The following is a 22,910-nucleotide window of genomic DNA, read 5'->3' as shown; positions in this document are numbered from 1 at the left end:
GCCATGCTCAACATGGCCGAGGGTCTTGCGCGCCTGAGCGCGCTCGCCGCATCGCCGGTCGTGTCGACCCTCGCCGCCGCGTTCGACGCCGCCGGCCGCGAGCTGTCGATCGTGGGGGGACCGGTGCGCGACGCGTTCCTCGGGCGGCGCACGAACGACCTCGACTTCACCACCGATGCGTCGCCCGATGACATCCTGCGGATCGTGACGCCTATCAGCTCCACGCAGTGGGATATCGGGCGCGCCTTCGGCACGATCGGCGCGAAGGTGCAGGGCGAGAGCGTGGAGATCACGACCTACCGCGCCGACAGCTACGACGGCGTCACCCGCAAGCCCACCGTCGAGTTCGGCGACACTCTCGACGGTGATCTCGCACGGCGCGACTTCACGGTGAACGCGATGGCGCTCCGGGTGCCCTCGTGCACCCTCGTCGACCCGACCGGCGGTGTCGAAGACCTCGTCGGTCGGCGGCTGCGCACTCCCGGCGACCCGCGGGTGAGTTTCGGCGATGACCCGCTCCGGATGCTGCGGGCCGCCCGATTCGCGTCGCAGCTGCAGTTCGACGTCGACGCCGACACCGTGGCGGCGATGGCCGAATTGCGCGACACCCTCTCGATCGTGAGCCCTGAGCGGATTCAGGGCGAGCTGGTGAAGCTGCTGCAGACCGGTGACCCGGCGCGCGGCATCCGTCTTCTCGTCGAGACCGGGCTGATCGACCTCTTCCTCCCCGAGGTGCCGGCACTGCGCCTCGAGATCGACGAGCACCATCACCACAAGGACGTCTACGAGCACTCGCTGACGGTGCTGCGTCAGACGATCCAGCTCGAGCAGGAGCGGTTCCCGGATGCCGCACCCGACGTGCCGCTGCGCCTGGCGGCGCTGCTGCACGACATCGGCAAGCCCGCGACGAGGCGGCTCGAGCCCGGCGGCGGGGTCACCTTCCACCATCACGACGTGAAGGGTGCGCGCATGGCGCGCAAGCGCCTCCAGTCGCTGCGGTTCGACAGTGACACCATCGCCACGGTGACCCGGTTGATCGAACTGCACCTGCGCTTCTTCGGCTACGCCGAAGGCGCGTGGACCGATTCGGCCGTGCGGCGATACGTGCGCGACGCCGGCGCCGAGCTCGAGCGGCTCCACATCCTCACCCGGGCCGACGTCACCACCCGCAATCGCCGCAAGGCGGCGCGGCTCGCCTCGGCGTACGACGACATCGAGAACCGCATCGCCGCCCTCCGCGAGCAGGAGGAGATCGACGCGGTGCGCCCTGAGCTCGACGGCAATCGCATCCAGGCGGTGCTCGGCATCCGCCCCGGCCGCGAGGTCGGCGAGGCGTACCGGTTCCTCCTCGACCTGCGTCTCGACGAGGGGGTGCTCGGCGAGGAGGAGGCCGAGCGGCGCCTCCGCGCCTGGTGGGCGGCGCGCTCGGCCTGACGCGTCAGGCGCTGCGCGAGCGCTCCGGGGTGCCCGGCGCGTAACCCGGCGAGTATCGCGGACAGGATCTGACCGGGTCAGCGCGGATGCTGGTGGCGAGGAAAGAGAGAGCCATGCTGCGAGGATTCGCCACCATCAGCTACTACGCCGACGATCTCGAGGCCGCGCGCGCCTGGTACGCGAACGTGCTCGGTATCGAGCCGTACTACACCGTGCCTGGATACGTCGAATTCCGGGTCGGCGATTATGAACACGAGCTCGGCATCATCGACGGTCAGTACCGACCGCCGATGCCCGAAGGCCCCGCGGGCGCCGTCATGCAGTGGGCCGTGGACGACGTCGACACATCACTCGCGTCGCTTCTTGGTCTCGGCGCGCAGCCGTACCAGCCGGTCATGGACCGCGGAGAGGGATTCCGCACCGCGGTGGTGGTCGACCCCTTCGGCAACCTCCTCGGGATCATGGAGAACCCTCACTATCTCCAGATCCTGGCGCGCGATCGGGGGGAGTGAGAGCAGCTGCCCGCCGCGACGATGCGCGGACGTACACTGGCGGCAACCGCTCGCTGACGAACGGAGCCGGCGTGACATCGTCGTGGTCGTCGCGCCGCGAGGTCTCGCCCGAGACCACGCGGCTGCTGATCGAGCGCGCGCACGAAGAACTGCTCGCCGGCAACGCGGCTGACCGCCGACTCGACGATGTGCGCCCACTCGTGCGCGAGTCATGGCGCCGTTCGCTTCAGGGTCTCGTCGGAGCCGAGGACCTTCCGCCGCTCGACCTCGACGCGCGTGCGCTCGAGGAGTACCGGCGCAGTCATCCGCTCGGGTCGGTCATCGACATGGTGCGCGGGCTGCTGCTCCCCGGCGGCGCCGCCGAGTCGGGGGTCATCGTCGCGGTCGGTGACGCCGCCGGCCGGCTCATCTGGGTCGACGGCGATCACCGCATCCGGACGCTCACCGGAGACATGGGCTTCGTCGCGGGCGCGAACTGGTCGGAGGATGCGGTGGGCACCTCCGCCCCCGGCACCGCCCTCGCCCTCGACCGCTCGGTGCAGATCCACGGCGCCGAGCACTTCAACCGCCTCGTGCAGCCGTGGTCGTGCACGGCGGCTCCGGTGCACGACCCTGAGACACGGCGTCTCCTCGGGGTGATCGACGTCACCGGCGGGCCCGAAGCCGCGACACCGCAGGCGCAGCTGCTGGTGGATGCCGCCGCTCGAGCCATCGAGGGCGAGTTGCTCATCGCTCGGCTGCGCGAGCGGGCGGCACCGTCGCATCCGTCCCCCTCCCCGCGCCCGCGCCCGCGGTCGCGCACCGCCGGCCCGACACCCATCCGGGCCACCCTGCGCGTGCTCGGACGCGACCGGGCGCTCTTGGAGGTCGGCGCCGGTGACAGCGAGACCGTCGTTGAAGTGAGCGGCCGTCACGCCGAGTTGCTGCTGCTCCTCGCCATCCACCGGCAGGGCCTCTCGGCCGAGCGCCTGAGCGAGCTCGTCTACGGCGATGCCGAATCGGTCGTCACGCTTCGCGCCGAGATGGTGCGGCTGCGCAAGATGCTGGAGAAGATCTCGCCCGACCTCGTCCCCGCGTCACGTCCGTACCGTCTGACGACGGCCGTCGAGACCGACGCGCACCACCTTCTGTCGCTGCTCGACCGCGGCGCCCACCGGGTGGCCCTGTCGGCGTATCGAGGCGAGGTGCTGCCCGATTCGATCGCGCCGGGGGTGGAGGAGTTCCGCGACACGGTCGCCTCGACCCTGCGCGAAGCGCTGCTCGCCGAGGCGTCCGTCGAGGTCCTCCTCGCTTACGCCGACACCGCTGCGGGTGCCGACGACGTCGAGGTGCTGCGCCTGTGCCTTTCGATGCTGCCGCCGCGCTCTCCGAAACGGGCGGCCCTCGTCGCTCGGGTCGCGCAGCTCGAGGAGTGAGCTCGCAACCGGATGCAACCTCCGCTGACCTAGCGTCGGGGCACGCGACGACGACCTGTCGCGAACCTGTCGAAGGAGACATCCATGACCATCGTCGAAGAAGGCGTGTCGAGCATCTACGCCGCCCCCGGCCAGCGCGGCGCCTTGGCCGATTACCGACCCCGGTACGGCCACTACATCGGGGGCGAGTTCGTCGAGCCGATCAAGGGCCAGTACTTCGAGAACATCTCGCCCGTCAACGGCAAGCCCTTCTGCGAGGTGGGGCGCGGCACCTCCGAAGACATCGACCGGGCGGTTGATGTCGCGTGGCGGGCGTTCGAGGGCTGGAAGCGGACGACGCCGGCCGAGCGCGCGGTGATCCTCAACAAGATCGCCGACCGCATCGAGGAGAACCTCGAGAGGATCGCCGTCGCCGAGACGTGGGAGAACGGCAAGCCCGTCCGCGAGACGCTCGCCGCCGACATCCCGCTCGCCGTCGACCACTTCCGCTACTTCGCCGGTGTGCTGCGGGCACAGGAGGGCTCGCTCAGCCAGCTCGACGAAGACACCGTCGCCTATCACTTCCACGAACCTCTGGGTGTGGTCGGGCAGATCATCCCCTGGAACTTCCCGATCCTCATGGCGACGTGGAAACTCGCTCCGGCGCTCGCCGCGGGCAACTGCGTCGTGCTGAAGCCGGCGGAGCAGACCCCGGCATCCCTGCTGTTCCTGTTCGAGATCATCGGCGATCTGCTGCCGGCGGGGGTGGTGAACATCGTCAACGGCTTCGGCATCGAGGCGGGTGCGCCGCTCGCGCAGCACAAGCGCATCCGCAAGGTCGCCTTCACCGGCGAGACCACCACCGGGCGCCTCATCATGCAGTACGCGTCGCAGAACCTCATCCCGGTCACGCTGGAACTCGGGGGCAAGAGCGCCAACGTCTTCTTCGAGGACGTCGCCCGTTCCACCGATGACGCCTACTACGACAAGGCGCTCGAGGGCTTCACGTTCTTCGCGCTCAACCAGGGCGAGGTCTGCACCTGTCCGTCGCGTGCGCTGATCCAGCGCTCGATCTACGACCGCTTCCTCGGAGACGGGCTCGACCGGGTGTCGAAGATCGTGCAGGGGAATCCCCTCGACCCGGCGACGATGATCGGCGCGCAGGCGTCGAACGACCAGCTGGAGAAGATCCTGTCGTACATCGACATCGGGAAGGCCGGCGGTGCGAAGCTGCTCACCGGCGGCGAGCGCGTCGACCTCGGCGGCGACCTGTCCGAGGGCTACTACGTCGCGCCCACGGTCTTCGAGGGGACGAACGACATGCGGATCTTCCAGGAGGAGATCTTCGGTCCCGTCGTTTCGGTCACCTCGTTCAACGACTTCGACGACGCGATCCACATCGCCAACGACACCCTCTACGGCCTGGGCGCCGGGGTGTGGAGCCGTTCGGGCGACATCGCCTACCGCGCGGGCCGCGCGATCGAAGCCGGCCGGGTCTGGACGAACACCTACCACCAGTACCCCGCGCACGCGGCGTTCGGCGGATACAAGCAGTCGGGCATCGGTCGCGAGAACCACCTGAAGATGCTCGACCACTACCAGCAGACGAAGAACCTGCTGGTCTCGTACGCCGAAGGCGCGATGGGCTTCTTCTGAACCCGGCGGCGTCTCGTCTCGCCGCTTCGCGGCTCGCTCAACGACCGGTCCCCCGCCCGGTCGTTGAGCGAGCGCAGCGAGACGAAACGCCCGAAAGGAGAGACCGATGAGCGAACCGAAGCCGCACAGCCGCGTGGCCGTCACCGACGCGGCGGCGAGCCTGCTGCGCACCCTCACCGCGCAGCACGGCCCGCTGATGTTCCATCAGTCGGGAGGATGCTGCGACGGCAGCGCACCGATGTGTTACCCGGTCGGCATGTTCCTCATCGGTCCCAGCGACGTGCACCTGGGCTCGCTCGAGGTGGGGCTCGACCAGCCGATCGAGGTTTACATCTCCGAGGCGCAGTTCGAGTACTGGAAGTACACCCACCTCACCATCGACGTGGTGCCCGGCCGCGGCGCGGGCTTCAGCGTCGAGGGGCCGACCGGCCACCGTTTCATCATCCGCTCCCGCATGCTCGTCGACGCCGAACTGGAGGCGTTCGGTCTCGCCCCGTCGGCCTGATCGCGGCACCGAGCCCCGCCCTCGCCGGTCTCATCCGCGAGAGTGCATCGGCGCGCCGAGAATGCGGGTGAACCCCGCGCTCTCGGCGCCCAGGTGCACTCTCGGCGAGCGGATGGGCGTCAGGTGTTGTCGCGGAGGTCGCGCGCGAAGTCGGCGATGCGCAGGCGCAGCGCCTCCATCCGGCGCGCCCGTGCCGCCTCGACGTCGAAGCCGAGATAGGCGGGCGGCGGCAGCCGGCGGACGTTCTGCGAGCACTCGAAGTGTTCGCAGACGAGCGTTCCGACCGTGTTCCCGTTGCGGCCCGCGCGCCCGGCGCGCTTCGCGCTGAAGAGCACCACCTCGTTCGGGAGGGTCACGTCCTCGCACCAGGAGCACTGGGTGCGAGCGAGCGTGCGCTGTTCGGTCTGGCGGAGGACGATCCCGACGAGGTCGTCGTCGACGGGGATCACCGCGTAGGCGGCAAGCGGCGTCTTCGGCGGACGCCAGCCGAGGAAGTCGCGTTCGGCCCAGTCGATCTCCGCGAGATCGGGCATGACGACGGCGGCGCGTTCGCGCTGCGAGGCGTTGACGAAGGACGCGCGGATGTCCTTCTCGGTGAGTGCGTGCATAGTCACGGCTTTCGTGTGCGGCTCGCTCGAGCGAGCGGAATCGGATGCCGCGGGCAGACCGCCCGCGAAGAAGAGGCGTCGGCGCCGCTCCGCGGCGCGCACGACTACCTCCGCTCGGCGCACAGAGCGCCGGCGACCTCCTCACGCCCCGCGGGCGTCACACGAATCTGCACCGCAATACCCTAACCCCGGCCTCGGCCGGACGCTCCGGGAGCATGCGACTTCTCGGGTCGGTCGCAACCACGGGGGTCGGGGCCGACTCGCCGCGCCGCGGCATCCCTCCCACGGCGTTGTCCGCCATCCCCGCGGTCGCGCGCAGCGCCGATCTGCCGCTGCGCCCGGGTTCAGCTCGGAACGACGACCGCGCGCCCTCGCACCGTGCCCTCGTGGAGCCTCCGGTAGGCGGCGACAGCGTCGTCGATGCCGTAGCGCTCGACGTGCACCGAGACCTCGCCGACCCGGGCGAGGTCGAACACCTCCTGCAGCTCCGACCGTGTTCCCCAGTACGGCGCCCGGACGGCCGCGCCGAACGGTGTGGAGAAGAACCCCGTGGGGAGCACCCCGCCGCCGATCCCGACGATGTGGATGTACCCGTCGATCGCGACGACCTCACGCGACATGTCCAGCGTCGGCTGCGCACCGACGAAGTCGAAGACCGCCTCCGCTCCGCGTCCGCCGGTCAGCTCGCGGATGCGCACCGCCGTGTCCGGCCCCGACACCAGCGTCTCGTGCGCGCCGACCTCGGCGGCCAGGGCGAGCTTGTCGTCGTTGAGGTCGACGGCGATGACGCGAGCGGCCGAGATCGCACGGAGGATCTGGATGCCCACGTGCCCGAGACCGCCTGCCCCGATCACCACCGCCGTGGCGCCCGGGTAGAGCTTGTGCTGTGCGGCTCGGATCGCGTGGTACGGCGTCAGGCCGGCATCCGTCAGCGACACGAACTCGACCGGATCGAGATCGCCGAGCGGCACCAGGTGACGCGGATCGTCGACGATCATGTACTCGGCCATGGCGCCGGGGGCCCCGAGCCCGGGAGGGGCGATGCCGAGGTCGGCGGCGTTCGGGCAGTAGTTCTCCGCGCCCTGCGCGCAGGCGTGGCAGAGGCCGCATCCCCAGGGGCCGTACACCGCGTACGCGCCGCCGACCTCGACTCCCGAGACACCGTCGCCGAGCTTGTCGACGATGCCGGCGCCCTCGTGACCGAGCGTGAGCGGAAGGCCGTAGATGTACTGCTCCTCGGGCAGATCCATGAGGAACCAGTCGGAGTGGCAGAGCCCGGCCGCCGTCACCTTCAGCCGGATCTCGCCGGGCCCCGGCTCGGGAACGTCGATCTCGACGACCTCGGGCCCCCTTCCGATCTCGCGATACTGCACGGCCTTCATGGCGCCTCCTTGCTCGAGGTGGTCTCTTCACCCCCACTCTCCGCCGTCGCGGGACTCCCCACCACCCCTTCTCCCGCTGAGTGCACCCGAGAACGGGAGAAGGTGGACACCCGCGGGTCAGCGGAAGAACAGGCCGAGGAATCCCGTCTGACCGATGAGCCAGAACAGCCCGATCACGCCGAAGACGATGATCGCGACCCACGGCACCCCGCGCTTCAGGCGCCGCCCGGGGGCGGCGACCCCGGGCGGAGGACGCAGCGCCGCCGGGGGAACCGCGAACGGGACGGCGGTCGCGGCGGGTGCCGACGATCCGGACGGGGGGAGAGCGGATGCTGCGGCCGCAGCGTGGGCAGCATGCGCGGCCGCGTCGCCGAGTCTCTCGTCGCGCCAGCGCGCCCACTGGGCGAGTTTGTCGAGCAGTGCACCGACGACGGAGAACAGCCAGGCCCAGGTGGCGGGGTCGAGGGTGGAGAAGTCGCGTTTGGCGTAGAGGAAGAGCCAGTCGTCGACGATCTCGACGTCGAGAGCGGCGGCGTTGTCGATGAACCGGGCCATGATGTCGGGAGTGAACAGGTAGAGGGCGTCGCGCTCGTAGCCGGCCGGGCAGAAGAGGGAGAAGTAGCGGTCGAAGTCGCCCTCGAGACCGAGACGCTGATCTCGGTCGAAGGTGAGCGGCAGGTTCGATCCGAACAGTCCGTTGTTGCCGGTGGCGTCGAGGACGATGTGCGGCAGCGGCACGTCGAGCTTCACGGCCACGTAGCCCCACTTGTGGGTGGTCTGGTTCTTTCCCGACCCGGTGACGTAGCGGTAGTTCGCGAACTCCACGAACCGGGGCCGGTCGCCGCGCACCAGGTCGGTCGACTGGCGCGACCGTCCCTGGGAGAAGATCATGCCGGGAAGGCCGGGCGAGCCGAACTGCGGCACGTAGGTCATGCCGTTCGCCCGGGCGAACCCGTCGAGGCGGTACCAGCGCTCGGCGGAGCCCTGCACCGCACGGATGATGAGCACGATCGCCAGCGCGATCGCTCCGATCACGAACACCGTCGGCACGAGCGCGGCGACCGCAGCCGCGAGGCCGTTGCTCTGCGCCAGCGCGAACACGATCCCCGCGATCACACTGAGGAACGACGACCCCACGATCAGCAGCACCACGCCGGCGACGACGAATCCGATGATCGCCTGCGGCGAGCCGAACATGCTGGTGACGCGGCCCTCTGCGCGAAGGCGCCTCGCGAACTCCCGCACCGCTCGCCCGTCGACCGGCTGCACGAGCGGGCCGGCGTCGAACGGGTACGACGTTCTCATCACCCCATCCCGCGGTGCCGTCATCGGTTCACCTCATCGCCGCCCCACGACAGGTCGGCGCCTTCGTCGATCGACCATGCTTCCAGGCACGCGTCGGTGCACACCGCGCGGATCGCCGCAGCCGAGCCTGCGATCACCGTGGAGTCGGCGTCGACCTCGGTCGCGAGGACCCAGGCATGGTCGGCCGGCCACACAAGACTCGGCGACAGAGCGGATGCCGCGCCGCCGGGCGCCTCCAGCGCGGTGTCGCGCCACGGCACCTGCCACGGCCACGCCGGGTCGGCCAGCAGGGTCAGGTCGGCGTGGAACAGCACGTGGTCGCGGTTCGGCAGACGCAGGCGTGCGCCGCGAGACACCTCGTCGTCGAGGATGCCCGGCTGCCACGAGGGCTTCCGGAACACGTCGTTGAACTGGTCGCGCGCGGATGTCGCGAGGAAGTTCGCGTGCCGATCGGTCGTCGGATCGATGGCCTCGCCGGCGGCGGTGAAGAGCACGCGCGATGGACCGTATCCGAGGTGTCCGACGAGCCCACCCCATCCCTCCCACAGCGCGACGAACCCGTCGGCCGGGGTGGTGGTGTGTGCGAGCAGCGTCCGGGTCGCGGCGGCGACGAGGTCGCTGGGAAGCTCACCCGTCGGCGGATCGGAGTAGCGCCAGCCCGCGGCATCCCTCGGCCCGTCCTCACCCTCGACCTCACGGGAGCCGACGACGCCGTGCCACTGCGCCTGGGCGTGCATGGTGGTGCCGAAGGCCTCGGCCACGGTGGCCCAGCTCACCCGCTCGGCGTCGATCTGCGGTGCGTCGGCCTGGAAGGCCGCCCACTCCCGGTGGTGGCGACCGTAGGGAAGCGGCGGCCAGGAGCGCCCGACGGGGCGATCACGGTCAGCCGGGTGGAAGATGCGCGCATAGGCCTCGTACCCGCGCGGGACCCAGGCGTGCATGGTCTGGCCCCACTCCGGGCCGTCTGCGTCGAGGCGCTCGCGCAGCCAGGCTCCCGCCACGACATCCCCGGTCCATTCCATCGGTGTCCGCGCCACGGCGCCAGGCTACCCGGCGCTCGCGGACATCTCGGCGCGCACGGCGCGCTCCGCCCACCTCAGGTAGGCCTCGTGGGTCCAGCCCGACTGACCGACGAGTTGCTGATACCCCTCGGGGGAGAGGAGGAACGACACGGCGGCCGCGCGGCCCGGTGGATCGGCGGATGAGGGGACGAGGCGGCGTGCGATCAATTCGTCGACGAGCCGACGGTAGTCGGCGGCGCGACGGTCGAGGATGCCCTGCAGCGCTGCCCCGACCACGGGATCGGATGCGGCGGCGCCGAGCAGCACCGTCCACAGGGCGTACCCGCGGGCATTGGCACTTCCGATCTGACGGATCACCGTGGTGAGGAACACCTCGTCCGGAAGGCCGAGCACGTCGGCGGCGACCTCGGTCTCGGCCAGTGACGGTGCGGCCTCGGTGCCGGCGAACGTGACCTCGAAGGCGGCGATGAGCAGCTCCGCCTTCGACGCCGCGGCCTTGACGGTCTCGGCCGAGACGCCGGCGCGCCGCGCGATCGCGGCGAGGGTCGTGGCCTGATAGCCCTGCGTGGCGAAGAGATCGGCGGCGGCGGCGACGATCTTCCGTCGCGTCTGCATCGCCTGCTGCGCGCGAAGCTCCGAGCGGTAGCTGCGGCCGGCGGTCGAGGGGGGAGACATCTATTGACTAACCTCACGGGGTAGTGAATACTTCCTGGGGTTATCGATTCTACGGGGGAGTCCGCTCATGTCCACCTTTCTCATCACCTGCACACCCGCCCACGGCCACGTCATGCCGCTGCTGCGCATCGCCCGTCACCTCGTTGACCGGGGTGACACCGTGCGCTTCCTCACCAGCCGGCGGTACGCGGCGCAGGTGCAGGCGGCGGGTGCCGAACTCGTCGCGATGACCGACGACGCCGATGTCGATCTCGACCACGCCGACGAGGCCTTCCCCGACCGGGTCGGACTGACGGGGCCCGCTGCGCTGCGCTTCGACATGAGCACCCTCTTCCTCCGGCCCGCACCGGCGCAGCTCGCGATGGTGCGCGCGGAACTCGCCGCACACCCGATCGACGCCGTGCTCACCGAACCGCTCTTCCTCGGGTCGGCGCTCGCCCTCCACCTCCCCGACCGTGAGCGGGTGCCGGTGATCGTGCTCGGGATCTTCCCACTCGGGGTTCCCAGCCGCGACACGGCGCCCTTCGGCCTCGGCGTCACGCCGCGAGCGGGGTGGATGGGCCGGGCGCGCAACGCCGCACTGCGCGTGGCCGCGCGGCACGTCATCTTCGGCGGCGTCCAGCGCGAGGCCGACGCGCTCAGCCGGCGCGAGGTGGGCGCGACGTTCGGCGGTCTCTTCCTCGACTGGCCGCGCCACGCGGACGCGATCGCGCAGTTCAGCGTCTCGGCCTTCGAGTACCCGCGCTCGGATCTCGCCCCGAACGTGCACTTCGTGGGGCCGCTGACGCCCGCGGCATCCGACTCCTCTGTTCCCGCCTGGTGGGACGACCTCGACACCGATCGCCCCGTGGTCCACGTCACGCAGGGCACGATCGCCAACAGCGACTTCGATCAGCTCGTCGGGCCGACGCTCGAGGCGCTCGCCGAGCGGGATGTGCTCGTCGTCGTGTCGACGGGCGGTCGTCCGGTCGAGGCGCTCGGGGCCCGGGTGCCGGCGAACGCCCGGGTCGCGCGGTACCTCCCCTACGACCGTTTGCTCCCTCGGGTCGATGTCATGGTGACCAACGGCGGGTACGGCGGTGTGCAACAGGCCCTCGCCGCGGGGGTGCCGCTGGTGGTCGCCGGTCAGACCGAGGACAAGGTCGAGGTGAGCGCCCGAGTCGGGTGGACGGGGGCCGGGGTCAACCTGCGCACCTCGACGCCGTCGACCGTGGCGGTCGGTCAGGCGGTGGAGCGGGTGCTGGGTGAGCCCTCGTTCCGCGAGCGGGCGCGCTCGCTCGCCGCGGCGTACGCGCGCGCGGACGGACTGGCGGGACTCACCGCGCTGCTGCAGACCGTCGTCAGCCGCCCTGGCGCGCCCGCGTCGACGGGGGCGGCGTCGACGGGGTCGTCGGGATCGTGACACCCGCGCGATCTACACTGTCGCCGTGCCGACACTCGCCGAGGCCCTGACGCGAGGAATCGTCGTGCTCGACGGCGGCCTCGGCACGCTCCTCGAAGCCCACGGTCATGACCTCTCGTCGCACCTGTGGACGGCGCGGCTGCTGCGGGATGACCCCGTCGCCGTACGCCGCGCGCACGAGGCGTACTTCGCCGCCGGCGCGCGGGTGGCGATCTCGGGGTCGTATCAGGTCAGCTACGAGGGCCTCGCGGCGGTGGGGCTGGACCGGAGCGAGGTCGACGCCCTCCTCTCCCGCAGTGTCGAGATCGCTCGGGAGGCACGCGCCGCGGCGGGACTCGATTCCGGGGAGGCCTGGGTCGCCGCGTCGGTCGGACCATACGGTGCCGCTCGCGCCGACGGCAGCGAGTACACCGGCGACTACGGGATGACGGTGGCCGAGCTGCGGGCCTGGCACCGCCCGCGCCTCGCGGCGCTGGCCGCGGCGGGTGCCGACGTGCTCGCGGTCGAGACGATTCCCTCTCTGGCCGAGGTGGAGGCGATCTGCGCCGAGCTCGCCGACCTCGACGTGCCGGCCTGGGTGAGCGTCACGATCGGCGACGACGGGCTGCTGCGCACCGGCGAGTCACTCGCCGAGGCGGCCGGAATCGCGGCATCCCTCCCCCGACTGGTCGCCGTCGGACTCAACTGCTGCGACCCGCGCGGTGTCGCGGATGCCCTCGGTGTGCTGGGTGCGGCGACGGATGCTCCGCTGCTGGTGTACCCCAACAGCGGAGAGGCGTGGCGGGCGGACGAGCGGCGGTGGTCGGGTGCCGGGCGCTCACTCGCTGACGACGCTACGGCGTGGCGCGACGCCGGCGCGAGCGGCATCGGCGGGTGCTGCCGCGTCGGCCCTGAGGAGATCCGCGCGATCGCGAACGCCCTCGGCTGACCCGCGGAATCGCGCCGCGACCGACCATCCGGTAGCATGGGAGGGTTGTCCGGCTGGGCCTGTGCGCCTGTGAGCCCGTGACGACGTGCACACACCCTCCTGCTACCGGGAAATGCCCGGCAGCCGTTCTAGTCCGAAGGAGGTGGGTAAGTGACGCACACGCACCAGTACGAGCTCATGGTCATCCTGAACCCTGAGATCGACGAGCGCCAGGTCGCCCCGAACCTCGACAAGTTCCTGAAGGTCATCACCAACGCTGATGGCTCGATCGACAACGTCGACATCTGGGGTCGCCGCCGTCTCGCCTACGAGATCCAGAAGAAGACCGAGGGCATCTACGCCGTCGTGAACTTCACCTCGACCAGCGAGGCCGCTCAGGAGCTCGACCGTCAGCTGAAGCTCAACGAGAGCATCATGCGCACCAAGGTCCTGCGCGCCGAAGAGGCACAGGCCATGGTCGCCGCCGAGAAGAAGCGCGCCGACGAGAAGGCCGCCCGCAAGGCTGCCGCTCCCGCCCGGGCCCCGCGCCGCGAGTCGGCTGAAGCGAAGGCGTAACGACGATGGCCGGCGAAACGATCATCACCGTCGTGGGAAACCTCACGGCAGATCCCGAACTGCGCTACACGCAGAACGGCCTGCCCGTCGCGAACTTCACGATCGCATCGACGCCGCGTACCTTCGACCGTCAGGCGAACGAGTGGAAGGACGGCGACGCGCTGTTCCTCCGCGCGAGCGTGTGGCGAGAGTTCGCCGAGCATGTCGCCGGTTCGCTGACGAAGGGCTCCCGCGTCATCGCGACCGGTCGCCTGAAGCAGCGCAACTACCAGGACCGCGAGGGCAACAACCGCACCTCCATCGAGCTCGAGGTCGACGAGATCGGTCCGTCGCTGCGTTATGCGACGGCCCAGGTCACGCGCGCATCGAGCGGTGGCGGCGGAGGCGGCGGCGGAGGCCGTCAGCAGGCGCAGGTGGCGGATGAGCCGTGGGCGACCCCCGGCTCGTCGAACGCCGGCGGCGCCGACGCCTGGAGCACCCCCGGGTCCGCCGCCTACGGCGACGACACGCCCTTCTAAGAGATCTCAAGAAACGTAAAGGAACACCATGGCTGGAAAGTCGAGCGGCGACCGCCGCAAGCCGCGGAAGGGCGCGAAGAACGCCGCTCCCGCGAAGGCGATCCGCGTCGGCGTCATTGACTACAAGGACGTCGCCACGCTTCGTAAGTTCATCTCGGAGCGCGGCAAGATCCGCGCCCGTCGTATCACCGGTGTCTCGGTTCAGGAGCAGCGTCTGATCGCCCGCGCGATCAAGAACGCCCGCGAAATGGCGCTCCTGCCCTACTCCGGCGCTGGCCGCTAAGGAGCACCCATGTCGAAGCTGATTCTCACGAACGAGGTCGCCGGCCTCGGTTCGGCCGGTGACGTCGTCGATGTCAAGGACGGGTACGCCCGTAACTACCTCATCCCGCAGGGCTTCGCCGTGCAGTGGACCCGCGGTGGCGAGAAGCAGGTGGCGTCGATTCGCGCCGCCCGCGAGGCCCGCGCGTTCCACGACCACGAAGAAGCTGTGGCGCTGAAGAACCGTCTCGAGTCCAACACCGTCAAGCTGATCGTCAAGGCCGGCGCCGAGGGGCGTCTGTTCGGCTCGGTCAAGACCGGTGACGTGGCCGACGCGGTCAAGGCCGCCGGCCTCGGCGAGCTGGACAAGCGCACCATCCACATCACCTCGCCGATCAAGGCCGTGGGCGAGCACGAGGCGACCGTTCGCCTGCGTGACGACCTCACCGCCGTCATCACGCTGCAGGTCGTCGCCGCGAAATAACGCGTCGACCCGCAGAGCGGGTTCCGGATGCCGCGGAGCGGCCCTCTTCCCAGGGGGCGGCTCCGCGGCATCCGTCGTTCTCTCCTTCGCCCGCGCCGAAACACCACATCCTCGCCGAGACACCACGCGTCGCTGGGCGTTTCGGCGGGAAGGTGGTGTCTCGGCGAGACTCAGGCGTCGATGCCGCACGAGCCGCCGCGGACCGGGTGGCTCGGTGCGGGACGCCCGAGATGAAGAGCCGGATGCCGCGAAGCAGCCCATCCCCCAGGGGCTATCGCCCCGCGGCATCCGTCGTAGCGGCGTGACGATCACAGTGCGCATCCCTCGCGATGCGCGTCCGTGACCGTGTGGATTCACGCCGTACGGTGACGCACCTTCCGCAGGCCCACGCCCAGGACGATGAGTCCGAGCGCCAGCAGCAGAGCCGCGGGACCTGTTGCCGTGCCGCCGGTGGCGGCGAGGGGTGCGGTGGCGGTTGCCGTGCTTCCCATCACGCGCTCGGCGGCGAGCGACGGAACAGCGGATGCGCCCATTGCGCCAGGGGTTCCCGGCTCACCAGGGGTTCCCGGCGTTCCGGGGGTGCCGGGCGTGCCGGGCTGGCCGGGCTGACCGGGCTGACCGGGGGTTCCCGGGGTTCCGGGCGTTCCGGGCTGGCCGGGCTGGCCCGGGGTGCCGGGGGTGCCGGGGGTTCCGGGCTGGCCGGGCGTGCCGGGCTGGCCGGGCTGGCCCGGGGTGCCGGGGGTGCCGGGGGTTCCGGGCTGGCCGGGCGTACCGGGTGTTCCCGGGGTCCCCGGCGTTCCGGGCTGACCGGGCGTACCCGGGGTGCCGGGCTCGCCCGGATTCCCAGGCGTGCCGGGGGTGCCCGGAACAACCGTGGTCGACCCGGTCTCGCTGTCACCGATGACGGAGATGGCGTTGCCGCCGATGGTGACAGGTGCGGTGATCGGCGCCAGGATCTGGGTTCCGCCGAGGATGCTGTCCTCGCCGGAGGTCACGCCGGTGATCCCGCCGCCGCTGCCGCCGTTCCCGCCGCTGCCGCCGTTCCCGCCGGTGGTGATGGCGGTGTCGGAGGAGCTGTTGCTGTCTCCGATGCCGGAGATGGCGTTCCCGGCGACGGTGACGGGTGCGGTGATCGGAGCGATGACCTGGGTTCCGCCGAGGATGCTGTCCTCGCCGGAGGTCACGCCGGTGATCCCGCCGCCGCTGCCGCCGTTCCCACCGCCGGTCGTCCCGGTCTCAGTGGTCGACGAGCTGTCGCTGTCGCCGATGACCGACACGGCGTTACCCGAGACGGTGATCGGAACATCGACCGACACGATCCCCTGTGTTCCGCCGAGGATGCTGTCCTCGCCGGAGGTCTCGGCTGCGACCGGAGCCGTGACCGGCGCCGTGGTCGTCGTCGACGATTCCGACGTGCTGTCACCGAGCACCGAGATGGCGTTGCCGGCGACGGTGACAGGGGCCTCGATGCCGAGCACGGCCTGCGAGCCCGATCCGGCGCCGTCGGAGCCGTCGGTGGTCAGGGTCGGCTGCGAGGCCGCCGACCCTGCCGGCTGCGCCGCAGACGGCTGCGCCGTCGCGGACTCCGACCTCGATTCGCTGTCACCGATCGCGGAGACGGCGTTGCCGACGACCGAGACCGGCACGTTCAGATCGACGACGGCTTGGGTGCCGGAGAGGAGCCCGTCCTCTCCCGTGGTTTCGGCCGCGGAGGCGACCGTCGCGCCGAACAGCGTGAGACCGCCGGCGATCACCGTGCCCCAGAGGGCACGCTTGACGAACGTGTGCATGGAAGTTTCTCCCTTGAACTGATGGATGTCGCGCGAACGCGGATGACTCGGGCAGCGCCGCAAAGCGGCGCGGAGTCCATCAGTCGGGGGAGGCGTCTGTCTCGAAGATCGGCGCCCCCGGCAGGCGATCGTCTTCAGGACCCGAACGTCGCATCCAGGCACGGTATGCGAAGAGCGGTCCGAAGGCGATCAGCCCCCAGGCGCCGAGGCTGGCGCCACCGGGCCCTGCCGCGGTGGCGTCGACGGGGAGGGATCCCCCGGTCGTGTGGAAAGGTCGGTTGCCGCCGACGGCGTCGGCGGTCCCGGCCGCCTCGTCGGCGGTCGGAGCGGGGTTGGGAAGATCGGACGACGCGGTCGCCGGTGACTGCCGGAAACGCTCGTCCATGAGCCGCTGGGTGCGTTCGAGAAGATCGGATGCCGCGGACGACGCCGCGCCGGTGGCATCCGATTCCCGCACCGCGTGGTCGACAGGCGCGTCCACCGTTACCGGCGCCGGGGACCCTCCCGTCGCGAGAGGCCCGCCGGGGAGCGGCGGCCGAACGCTCGGAAGGGAACCGGCGGGGGCGGCGGGGGCGAGGTTCTCACCGGAGCCGCTCACGACACCGCCGACGGTGCCGACGCCGTCGTCGACGGATCCGCCGAGCTGTTCCGCCGCGTCGGTAACGCCCAGGTCATCGGCGATATCGCCCACGACCGGCGTCTGCTCGACGACGTCGGTCACGACGCCGACGACCTGCGACACCGGGCGCTGCTCGCCGACGGTTTCGATCAGCGCGCCGACACCATCGACGGCGGTGGAGGCGAGTCCCGCGACCGGGCGCACGACGGGCTGCAGCGGAGCGGCATCCAGAAGATCGCCGGCTCCGTCGGTGACGCCATCGACGAGACCCGCGGCGGTGCCGGTGACCGCACCCGTCGCGTCATCGACGATGCGGGTTCCACTGGTGACGACCCCGCGGACGGGCTCTGTGACCGGTCGGGTGGTGTCGCTGACCGTATCGCCCACGTCGCCCGCGACGTCGGTGACGGCACCGACGACCGGCGCCGCGATTCCCTGAACCGTGCTCGGTTCCTCCGTCGCGACACTCGAGACGGTGTCGGTCACAGGGGCGGCGACCGCCGCGAGCGGCGCTGCCGCCTCCTGGACGGTGTCCGTGCCACCCGCGGTGGTGGCCGCCCCGTCAGCGGGCTGCTCAGAGCCGCCAGACAGGAGTGAGGTCGCCGTGCTGGTCACGGGCTCGGCGGTCTCTTGAACGGCGGAGACGCCGCCCCCGACCACTGCGCCCGCGGTATCGGTGACGGGCTCGGCCACCGTCTCGACGGCCTCGGCCCCACCGTCGACGACCGTGCCGACAGTGCTCAACAGTCCCCCAGAGTCCTGAGACTCATCCGCGAGGGCGCTCGAGGACGACAGCCCGAGCACGAAGGACAGCAGCATCCAGCCGATCGCCATTCCCAACCCCGCCAGCACAAGCTGCACGAGTCGTGGGCTCCGACCGGGGACCGCCGCGTCCATCCTTCACCTCCGCACGCGAATGATTCGCTCCGCGCGCCATCGCGCGGATCTGGGGTGCCTGGATTTCCGACCCTATGACTGGCCTATGACACTGTCAAGGGGCTCGGGCCAAGCCGCAGCTCGAAGCACAGCGAGTTCGGCATGGTCGCGCGGTAGGGCTCGTACACCGGCATCGGGGTGAATCCGAGGCTGGTGTACAGCGCGATCGACTCGGGCTGCGGAGCACCTGTCTGCAGGATGACCCGGCGCGCATCCCCGGCACGCGCCCGGTCGATGACCCGTTCCGTGAGGGCGCGTCCGATCCCGCGGCCACGGGCGGCGGCTGTGACGATGAGGCGCTTCAGCTCCCACTCGGATCCCAGGCGCCGAAGCATGACGTGCCCGACGGGCGCGTCATCGGTGACCGCGATCCAGGTCGACACGACCTCCTCCGGCGCGACGCGCAGCGCCTCGATCCGTGCTGCCTTGATGTGTGCCGGCTCATCCCCGTTCAGGGGTCCGTAGCGTCGTTCGAGGTCCTCGTCGAGTGCAGCGCGCAGCGCCGCGGCGCGCGGATCGTCCACGGGAACCTCGAGAATCTGGTAGGTCACCCCTCCATCCTCGCGGTGCCGCGGCATCCGAATGACCGCCACCTGACCGCGCACGTTGTCCACATCTGTTTGTCAAGTCGGCAAACCTTCAACGAGTACTTCAAGCACATCGTTATCCACATTGTGTGAGCGAAAAAAGTCCAGATCATAAGCTTAATCCGTCACCGCATCGGTGATCATTCCCAGAGTTGTCCACAACCGTTGTTCACAGGCCAGACGGCGTTTCGCGCAGAGTTTGCACAGAGTTATCCACAGGCCGTCTTGCGAGTGTCCGACCCCCTCCTTACCGTGAGTGGAGCTCAGAACGAGCCGCACGCACAGCGTCGACGCGGACGCTGCGGGAACATCGGGTCCCGGGGCCGGCGTGACGGGTCGTCGCTTCCGCGCGCGCACGAAGGATGGGGAGAACACATCGCCTATGTCGATCGCAGACATCTCTGATGAACGCATGGGCGGTCGGCGCGAGCCGGAGCGCACACCGCCGCACGACATGGCGGCCGAGCAGAGCACGCTGGGCGGGATGCTGCTGTCGAAGGACGCCGTCGCCGACGTCATCGAGACGCTGCGCGGCGCGGATTTCTACATCCCGAAGCACGAGATCATCTACGAGGCGATCCTTTCTCTGTATTCGCACGGTGAGCCGACGGATGTCATCGCGGTCACGGATGAGCTCATCAAGACCGGTGACCTGCAGCGAGCGGGTGGGGCGGACTACCTGCACACCCTGACCTCGATCGTGCCGACCGCGGCGAACGCGGGCTACTACGCATCCATCGTCGCCGAGCGGGCGCTGCTGCGGCGCCTCGTCGAGGCCGGGACCCGCATCGTGCAGATGGGCTACAAGGGCGAGGGCGACGCGATCGAGCTCGTCAACAACGCTCAGGCCGAGATCTACTCCGTCAACAGCGGGCAGGAGACCGAGGATTACGTCCCGCTGACCATTGCCGTCGACGCCGCGGTGGACGAGATCGAGGCCGCGCGCGGGCGCGATGGTCAGATGACCGGCATCCCGACCGGCTTCTCGGGGCTCGACCAGCTCACGAACGGTCTGCACCCCGGGCAGATGATCGTCGTGGCAGCGAGGCCGGCTATGGGCAAGGCCCTGGCACTGGACACGCCGCTTCCCACTCCCACCGGTTGGACCACGATGGGCGAGGTCAAGGTCGGCGACGAACTGTTCGATGCCGACGGACGGCCGACGAAGGTCGTCGCGGCCACCGAGGTCATGACCGACCGGCCCTGCTACGAGGTCGAGTTCTCTGACGGGTCACGCATCATCGCCGATGCCGAGCACCAGTGGCTGACGGAGACTCGCGCCGCGCGTCGCGGTGGCCGTGCGGCCGCCAGCGTCATCACGACCGAGAAGATGGCGGCGACGCTGACGGTGGGTGCCGAGAAGCGGGCGAATCACTCCGTGCGCAATGGTCGACCGCTTCAGGCTCCTCATGCTGACCTTCCGGTGGCGCCGTACGCCCTCGGCGCGTGGCTGGGCGACGGTCACACCGCGGGCAATCGCATCACAAGCGAGACCGACGAGATTCCCGGTTTCATCCGCCGCAACGGACTTCGGGTCGAGGCGCGAGGCGGCATGCTCTACTCCGTTCAGCTTCTTCAGCGGGAGGAGCTGACGCGGGTCTGCGAGATCTGCGGCGCCGGCTTCCGCGCGCGCCACCCACACGTCCGCACGTGCGGGCGCACCTGTGGACCGAAGAACAAGGGCGCCCACCCCGAGCGTCTATCCTGCCCGGACTGCGGTCAGCCTTTCTCGGGGGAGGCACAGCGCTGCGCCGCCTGCCATCGCGACCACGGCTCGTTCACGGCCCTCCTGCGAAAAGCGGGCGTGCTCGGTGACAAGCACGTGCCGCTCGCGTACCTGCGAGCGTCCGAGGCGCAGCGCCGCGAATTGCTAGCGGGGCTTCTCGACACCGACGGCACGGTCGTGCGGGGCGTCGGATCGTGCCAGTTCGCCGTGACGAACAAGAAGCTGGCCGACTCCGTCTACGAGTTGATCGTCAGTCTCGGTTACCGGTGCGGACGCACGACCAAGCGCGTGAACGGGCGATCGGCGGAGTCGTCCACCTGTTACATCCTGAACTTCTCGACGACGGACGACGTGTTCTGGCTCGAGCGCAAGCGCGTCCTCCACGAGCAGGAGCGTCCCGTCGATGTGACGAGAACGGGTCGCCGCTATGTCACGGCGGTCCGGCCGATCCCGAGCGTCCCCGTCCGCTGCGTGCAGGTCGACAACGACGACCACCTTTACCTCGCCGGGGAGTCGATGATCCCGACGCACAACTCAACGCTGGCTCTGGATTTTGCGCGCGCGGCCGCGATCAAGAACAACATGCCCACCATCGTCTTCTCCCTCGAGATGGGCCGGAGCGAGATCGCCATGCGCCTCATGAGCGCCGAGGCGGCCGTACCGCTGCAGAACATGCGCAAGGGCACGCTCGACTCGCGCGACTGGACGACGATCGCCTCCACCCGCGGACGCATCAACGATGCTCCCCTCTACATCGACGACAGCCCCAACATGACCCTGGTCGAGATCCGCGCGAAATGCCGCCGTCTGAAGCAGCGGGTGGGTCTGAAGATGGTCATCATCGACTACCTGCAGCTCATGACGAGCGGCAAGCGCGTCGAGTCGCGTCAGCAGGAGGTCTCGGAGTTCTCCCGTGCCCTGAAGCTTCTCGCCAAGGAGCTCCAGGTGCCGGTGATCGCCCTGTCGCAGCTGAACCGTGGTCCCGAGCAGCGGGCGGACAAGAAGCCGGCCCTGTCCGACCTCCGTGAGTCGGGTTCGATCGAGCAGGATGCCGACATGGTCGTCCTGCTCCACCGTGAGGCGGCGTACGAGCGCGACAGCCCACGCGCCGGCGAGGCCGACCTCATCGTGGCGAAGCACCGTAACGGCCCGACCGACACCGTGGTCGTGGCGTTCCAGGGCCACTTCTCCCGGTTCACAGACATGGCCGTGGGGATGTAGCGCGGTCTTCTGTGAATTCCCACTGCACGTGTCGATCCCGCCGTAGCTGGCACGACATCTGCATCTGGCCCTTCCCATGCTGGGGTACCGACCGACCACCCGGTCGGTTAGCATCATCAGCATGCGATCGCAGATTCTGCACACAGCCCGCCGCCTGACGCTCGAGGGGGGTGCGGTCCCGTCTCTGAATGCCGTCGTGGAGGCCGCGGGGGTGTCCAAAGGCGGCTTGATGCACCACTTCCCCACCCGGTCTGCTCTGGTGGTGGGACTGGCTCGACAGGCACTCGATGAGGTCGATGCCGCCATGGTCGAAGCAGCTGCGGTGGGCGCCGCGGCGCGAACGTGGCTGGAACTGTCTCTCCCTGACGACAACGACAGGGCGCTGTTGCAGGCCCTCGCCTCGAGCTTTCGGCCGACCGATGACGAATTCGGCCCCCTCCTCAGAGACTCCGTCATCGCCATCGACCGGTGGGAGGCGCTGATCGCCTCCGAGGTGGGAGACGAGATCCAGGCGCACGCCATCCGCCTCGTCGGCGATGCACTCGTGGCCAACTCACTGGTCGGCCTCAATCGTGTCCAGGAGAACGTTGACGCGCTCCTGCGCTTCCTGACCTTCGAGCGCGCCTCCCCGGATGATGCTCGATGACGGGTGTACTGATCGCCGGCATCGCGGGGCTGGCGCTGCTCGATTCGCTGAACCCGGCGACGATCGTGGCGGTCACCCTCGTCCTGCTGGCCGCTCCTCGCCGGCCGGCGCTCGTCGCCGGCGCCGCCGTCCTCGGCGCTGCCTTGACGGTCTTCACCGTCGGGGCCGCGTTGTTCCTCACCGCTGGCGCCGCGGCCGGAGCGGTAGAAGGGATCGTCATCGGACTTCGGTTCGTGGCATTCGGCGCAGCGGGCATCGCGCTCATCGTCGCCGGCATGCGCCGATTGCGAGATCGCCCGCGACGCGCCATCGAAGTTCCGGGCTGGTTCAGCCCCTGGACCGCCCTGCCGTTCGGGATGCTCCTCACCGCCGCTGACCTCCCGAATGCGTTCCCGTACTTCATTGCCATCGAGAGGATGGTCTCGACCGGAGTGACGCCAGGCACGGGCTTGGCGATCCTCGCCGGATACACGGTGATCTACTGCCTGCCGTGTCTCCTCCTGCTCGTCGTCGGCATCATCAGTGGGAAGCGGGTCCGTGAACGGTTGCAGCGACTCGTCGACACGCTCGGCAACGGAACCGCAAAACGGTCGGTCCCGATCGCAGTCGTCCTCTGCCTGCTGGGGCTCACTGTCGCGTCCGTACCGTTCTTGCTGCTCTAGAGATCGCTTCTTTCGCCACTGCGACGCGGGTGAGACATCTTTCACCGGAATTCGGCGTGGTGGTCTTGGGACTTCTCCCCCC

At 69.8% G+C, this 22,910-nt stretch carries 22 protein-coding genes; 14 read left to right on the top strand and 8 right to left on the bottom strand.

Translation table 11 applies throughout. The annotated features are described in order from the left end of the window. Positions 1–3 precede the first annotated feature (3 nt). From V6S02_RS11350 to V6S02_RS11330, 5 genes are all read left to right on the top strand, one after another. Complete coding sequence (locus V6S02_RS11350) at positions 4–1,434, top strand: CCA tRNA nucleotidyltransferase (protein ID WP_336400969.1); 1,431 nt, start codon at positions 4–6, stop codon at positions 1,432–1,434. A 113-nt stretch (positions 1,435–1,547) separates the two neighbouring features. Beyond that, positions 1,548–1,946: a VOC family protein gene (locus V6S02_RS11345; RefSeq protein ID WP_336400968.1), complete on the top strand. Its 399-nt coding sequence runs from the start codon at positions 1,548–1,550 to the stop codon at positions 1,944–1,946. A gap of 71 nt (positions 1,947–2,017) precedes the next feature. Next, on the top strand, positions 2,018–3,361 hold the full coding sequence (locus V6S02_RS11340) for a GAF domain-containing protein (protein ID WP_336400966.1): 1,344 nt from the start codon (positions 2,018–2,020) through the stop codon (positions 3,359–3,361). A gap of 84 nt (positions 3,362–3,445) precedes the next feature. Then, positions 3,446–4,996, top strand: coding sequence for an acetaldehyde dehydrogenase ExaC (gene exaC / locus V6S02_RS11335; protein ID WP_336400965.1), 1,551 nt, complete (start codon positions 3,446–3,448; stop codon positions 4,994–4,996). A gap of 106 nt (positions 4,997–5,102) precedes the next feature. Then, on the top strand, positions 5,103–5,501 hold the full coding sequence (locus V6S02_RS11330; protein ID WP_336400964.1) for a DUF779 domain-containing protein: 399 nt from the start codon (positions 5,103–5,105) through the stop codon (positions 5,499–5,501). A 119-nt stretch (positions 5,502–5,620) separates the two neighbouring features. Here V6S02_RS11330 and V6S02_RS11325 read toward each other — a convergent pair whose 3' ends face one another. From V6S02_RS11325 to V6S02_RS11305, 5 genes are all read right to left on the bottom strand, one after another. After that, complete coding sequence (locus V6S02_RS11325) at positions 5,621–6,109, bottom strand: FBP domain-containing protein (RefSeq protein ID WP_336401655.1); 489 nt, start codon at positions 6,107–6,109, stop codon at positions 5,621–5,623. A gap of 344 nt (positions 6,110–6,453) precedes the next feature. Beyond that, on the bottom strand, positions 6,454–7,491 hold the full coding sequence (locus V6S02_RS11320; protein WP_336400963.1) for an NAD(P)-dependent alcohol dehydrogenase: 1,038 nt from the start codon (positions 7,489–7,491) through the stop codon (positions 6,454–6,456). A gap of 117 nt (positions 7,492–7,608) precedes the next feature. Further along, positions 7,609–8,796, bottom strand: coding sequence for a hypothetical protein (locus tag V6S02_RS11315; RefSeq protein WP_336400962.1), 1,188 nt, complete (start codon positions 8,794–8,796; stop codon positions 7,609–7,611). A 20-nt stretch (positions 8,797–8,816) separates the two neighbouring features. After that, positions 8,817–9,833, bottom strand: a complete 1,017-nt coding sequence (locus V6S02_RS11310; protein WP_336400961.1) for a hypothetical protein — start codon at positions 9,831–9,833, stop codon at positions 8,817–8,819. 9 nt (positions 9,834–9,842) lie between these two features. Beyond that, positions 9,843–10,493: a TetR/AcrR family transcriptional regulator gene (locus tag V6S02_RS11305; RefSeq protein WP_336400959.1), complete on the bottom strand. Its 651-nt coding sequence runs from the start codon at positions 10,491–10,493 to the stop codon at positions 9,843–9,845. A gap of 67 nt (positions 10,494–10,560) precedes the next feature. Between V6S02_RS11305 and V6S02_RS11300 the strand changes: the two genes are divergently transcribed. The 6 genes from V6S02_RS11300 to rplI all read left to right on the top strand — a co-directional run bounded on the left by V6S02_RS11300 (position 10,561) and on the right by rplI (position 14,641). Beyond that, on the top strand, positions 10,561–11,895 hold the full coding sequence (locus tag V6S02_RS11300; RefSeq protein WP_336400958.1) for a glycosyltransferase: 1,335 nt from the start codon (positions 10,561–10,563) through the stop codon (positions 11,893–11,895). Positions 11,896–11,920: 25 nt separating this feature from the next. Continuing rightward, a complete protein-coding gene (gene mmuM / locus V6S02_RS11295; protein ID WP_336400957.1) occupies positions 11,921–12,823 on the top strand; it encodes a homocysteine S-methyltransferase in 903 nt (300 codons plus the stop codon). A gap of 177 nt (positions 12,824–13,000) precedes the next feature. Further along, the gene (gene rpsF / locus V6S02_RS11290; RefSeq protein ID WP_235015035.1) at positions 13,001–13,378 is read left to right on the top strand and encodes a 30S ribosomal protein S6; all 378 of its coding nucleotides are present in this window, start codon (positions 13,001–13,003) and stop codon (positions 13,376–13,378) included. A gap of 5 nt (positions 13,379–13,383) precedes the next feature. Further along, positions 13,384–13,896: a single-stranded DNA-binding protein gene (locus V6S02_RS11285; protein ID WP_141936222.1), complete on the top strand. Its 513-nt coding sequence runs from the start codon at positions 13,384–13,386 to the stop codon at positions 13,894–13,896. A 28-nt stretch (positions 13,897–13,924) separates the two neighbouring features. Further along, positions 13,925–14,179: a 30S ribosomal protein S18 gene (rpsR, locus tag V6S02_RS11280; protein WP_124291977.1), complete on the top strand. Its 255-nt coding sequence runs from the start codon at positions 13,925–13,927 to the stop codon at positions 14,177–14,179. Between the two features lie 9 nt (positions 14,180–14,188). Next, on the top strand, positions 14,189–14,641 hold the full coding sequence (rplI, locus tag V6S02_RS11275) for a 50S ribosomal protein L9 (protein ID WP_336400956.1): 453 nt from the start codon (positions 14,189–14,191) through the stop codon (positions 14,639–14,641). 353 nt (positions 14,642–14,994) lie between these two features. Here rplI and V6S02_RS11270 read toward each other — a convergent pair whose 3' ends face one another. The 3 genes from V6S02_RS11270 to V6S02_RS11260 form a co-directional block, all read right to left on the bottom strand. Continuing rightward, complete coding sequence (locus V6S02_RS11270) at positions 14,995–16,431, bottom strand: chaplin family protein (protein ID WP_336400954.1); 1,437 nt, start codon at positions 16,429–16,431, stop codon at positions 14,995–14,997. Positions 16,432–16,510: 79 nt separating this feature from the next. Further along, positions 16,511–17,947 carry a hypothetical protein gene (locus tag V6S02_RS11265; protein ID WP_336400953.1) on the bottom strand — a complete coding sequence of 479 codons (1,437 nt, stop codon included), beginning with the start codon at positions 17,945–17,947 and terminating at the stop codon, positions 16,511–16,513. Positions 17,948–18,030: 83 nt separating this feature from the next. Next, a complete protein-coding gene (locus V6S02_RS11260; RefSeq protein ID WP_336400952.1) occupies positions 18,031–18,537 on the bottom strand; it encodes a GNAT family N-acetyltransferase in 507 nt (168 codons plus the stop codon). Between the two features lie 418 nt (positions 18,538–18,955). Here V6S02_RS11260 and dnaB point away from each other — a divergent pair, with 418 nt between their 5' ends. The 3 genes from dnaB to V6S02_RS11245 all read left to right on the top strand — a co-directional run bounded on the left by dnaB (position 18,956) and on the right by V6S02_RS11245 (position 22,828). Beyond that, the gene (gene dnaB / locus V6S02_RS11255; RefSeq protein WP_336400950.1) at positions 18,956–21,520 is read left to right on the top strand and encodes a replicative DNA helicase; all 2,565 of its coding nucleotides are present in this window, start codon (positions 18,956–18,958) and stop codon (positions 21,518–21,520) included. Positions 21,521–21,641: 121 nt separating this feature from the next. Further along, entirely contained in the window at positions 21,642–22,166 is a 525-nt protein-coding gene (locus V6S02_RS11250) for a TetR/AcrR family transcriptional regulator (RefSeq protein ID WP_336400949.1), read from the top strand. Next, positions 22,163–22,828: a GAP family protein gene (locus V6S02_RS11245; protein WP_336400948.1), complete on the top strand. Its 666-nt coding sequence runs from the start codon at positions 22,163–22,165 to the stop codon at positions 22,826–22,828. The genes V6S02_RS11250 and V6S02_RS11245 overlap by 4 nt, the downstream gene beginning before the upstream one ends. The last annotated feature ends 82 nt before the right edge of the window (positions 22,829–22,910 follow it).

Source organism: Microbacterium sp. CCNWLW134, assembly GCF_037083565.1.
In the GTDB taxonomy this organism is placed as follows: Bacteria; Actinomycetota; Actinomycetes; order Actinomycetales; family Microbacteriaceae; genus Microbacterium.
Note: the sequence above shows the minus strand (reverse complement) of the source record. Positions and strands in the feature narration are given on the sequence as shown.

Bases quoted from the DNA above. Each gene is read 5' to 3' on its own strand.
- rpsR (WP_124291977.1), top strand. From the start codon at position 13,925: ATGGCTGGAAAGTCGAGCGGCGACCGCCGCAAGCCGCGGAAGGGCGCG.
- V6S02_RS11345 (WP_336400968.1), top strand. From the start codon at position 1,548: ATGCTGCGAGGATTCGCCACCATCAGCTACTACGCCGACGATCTCGAG.
- rpsF (WP_235015035.1), top strand. From the start codon at position 13,001: ATGGTCATCCTGAACCCTGAGATCGACGAGCGCCAGGTCGCCCCGAAC.
- V6S02_RS11330 (WP_336400964.1), top strand. From the start codon at position 5,103: ATGAGCGAACCGAAGCCGCACAGCCGCGTGGCCGTCACCGACGCGGCG.
- rplI (WP_336400956.1), top strand. From the start codon at position 14,189: ATGTCGAAGCTGATTCTCACGAACGAGGTCGCCGGCCTCGGTTCGGCC.
- V6S02_RS11270 (WP_336400954.1), bottom strand. From the start codon at position 16,431: ATGCACACGTTCGTCAAGCGTGCCCTCTGGGGCACGGTGATCGCCGGC.
- V6S02_RS11265 (WP_336400953.1), bottom strand. From the start codon at position 17,947: ATGGACGCGGCGGTCCCCGGTCGGAGCCCACGACTCGTGCAGCTTGTG.
- V6S02_RS11320 (WP_336400963.1), bottom strand. From the start codon at position 7,491: ATGAAGGCCGTGCAGTATCGCGAGATCGGAAGGGGGCCCGAGGTCGTC.
- V6S02_RS11325 (WP_336401655.1), bottom strand. From the start codon at position 6,109: ATGCACGCACTCACCGAGAAGGACATCCGCGCGTCCTTCGTCAACGCC.
- V6S02_RS11300 (WP_336400958.1), top strand. From the start codon at position 10,561: ATGTCCACCTTTCTCATCACCTGCACACCCGCCCACGGCCACGTCATG.
- V6S02_RS11245 (WP_336400948.1), top strand. From the start codon at position 22,163: ATGACGGGTGTACTGATCGCCGGCATCGCGGGGCTGGCGCTGCTCGAT.
- dnaB (WP_336400950.1), top strand. From the start codon at position 18,956: ATGTCGATCGCAGACATCTCTGATGAACGCATGGGCGGTCGGCGCGAG.
- V6S02_RS11350 (WP_336400969.1), top strand. From the start codon at position 4: ATGCTCAACATGGCCGAGGGTCTTGCGCGCCTGAGCGCGCTCGCCGCA.
- V6S02_RS11305 (WP_336400959.1), bottom strand. From the start codon at position 10,493: ATGTCTCCCCCCTCGACCGCCGGCCGCAGCTACCGCTCGGAGCTTCGC.
- exaC (WP_336400965.1), top strand. From the start codon at position 3,446: ATGACCATCGTCGAAGAAGGCGTGTCGAGCATCTACGCCGCCCCCGGC.
- V6S02_RS11315 (WP_336400962.1), bottom strand. From the start codon at position 8,796: ATGAGAACGTCGTACCCGTTCGACGCCGGCCCGCTCGTGCAGCCGGTC.
- V6S02_RS11250 (WP_336400949.1), top strand. From the start codon at position 21,642: ATGCGATCGCAGATTCTGCACACAGCCCGCCGCCTGACGCTCGAGGGG.
- V6S02_RS11285 (WP_141936222.1), top strand. From the start codon at position 13,384: ATGGCCGGCGAAACGATCATCACCGTCGTGGGAAACCTCACGGCAGAT.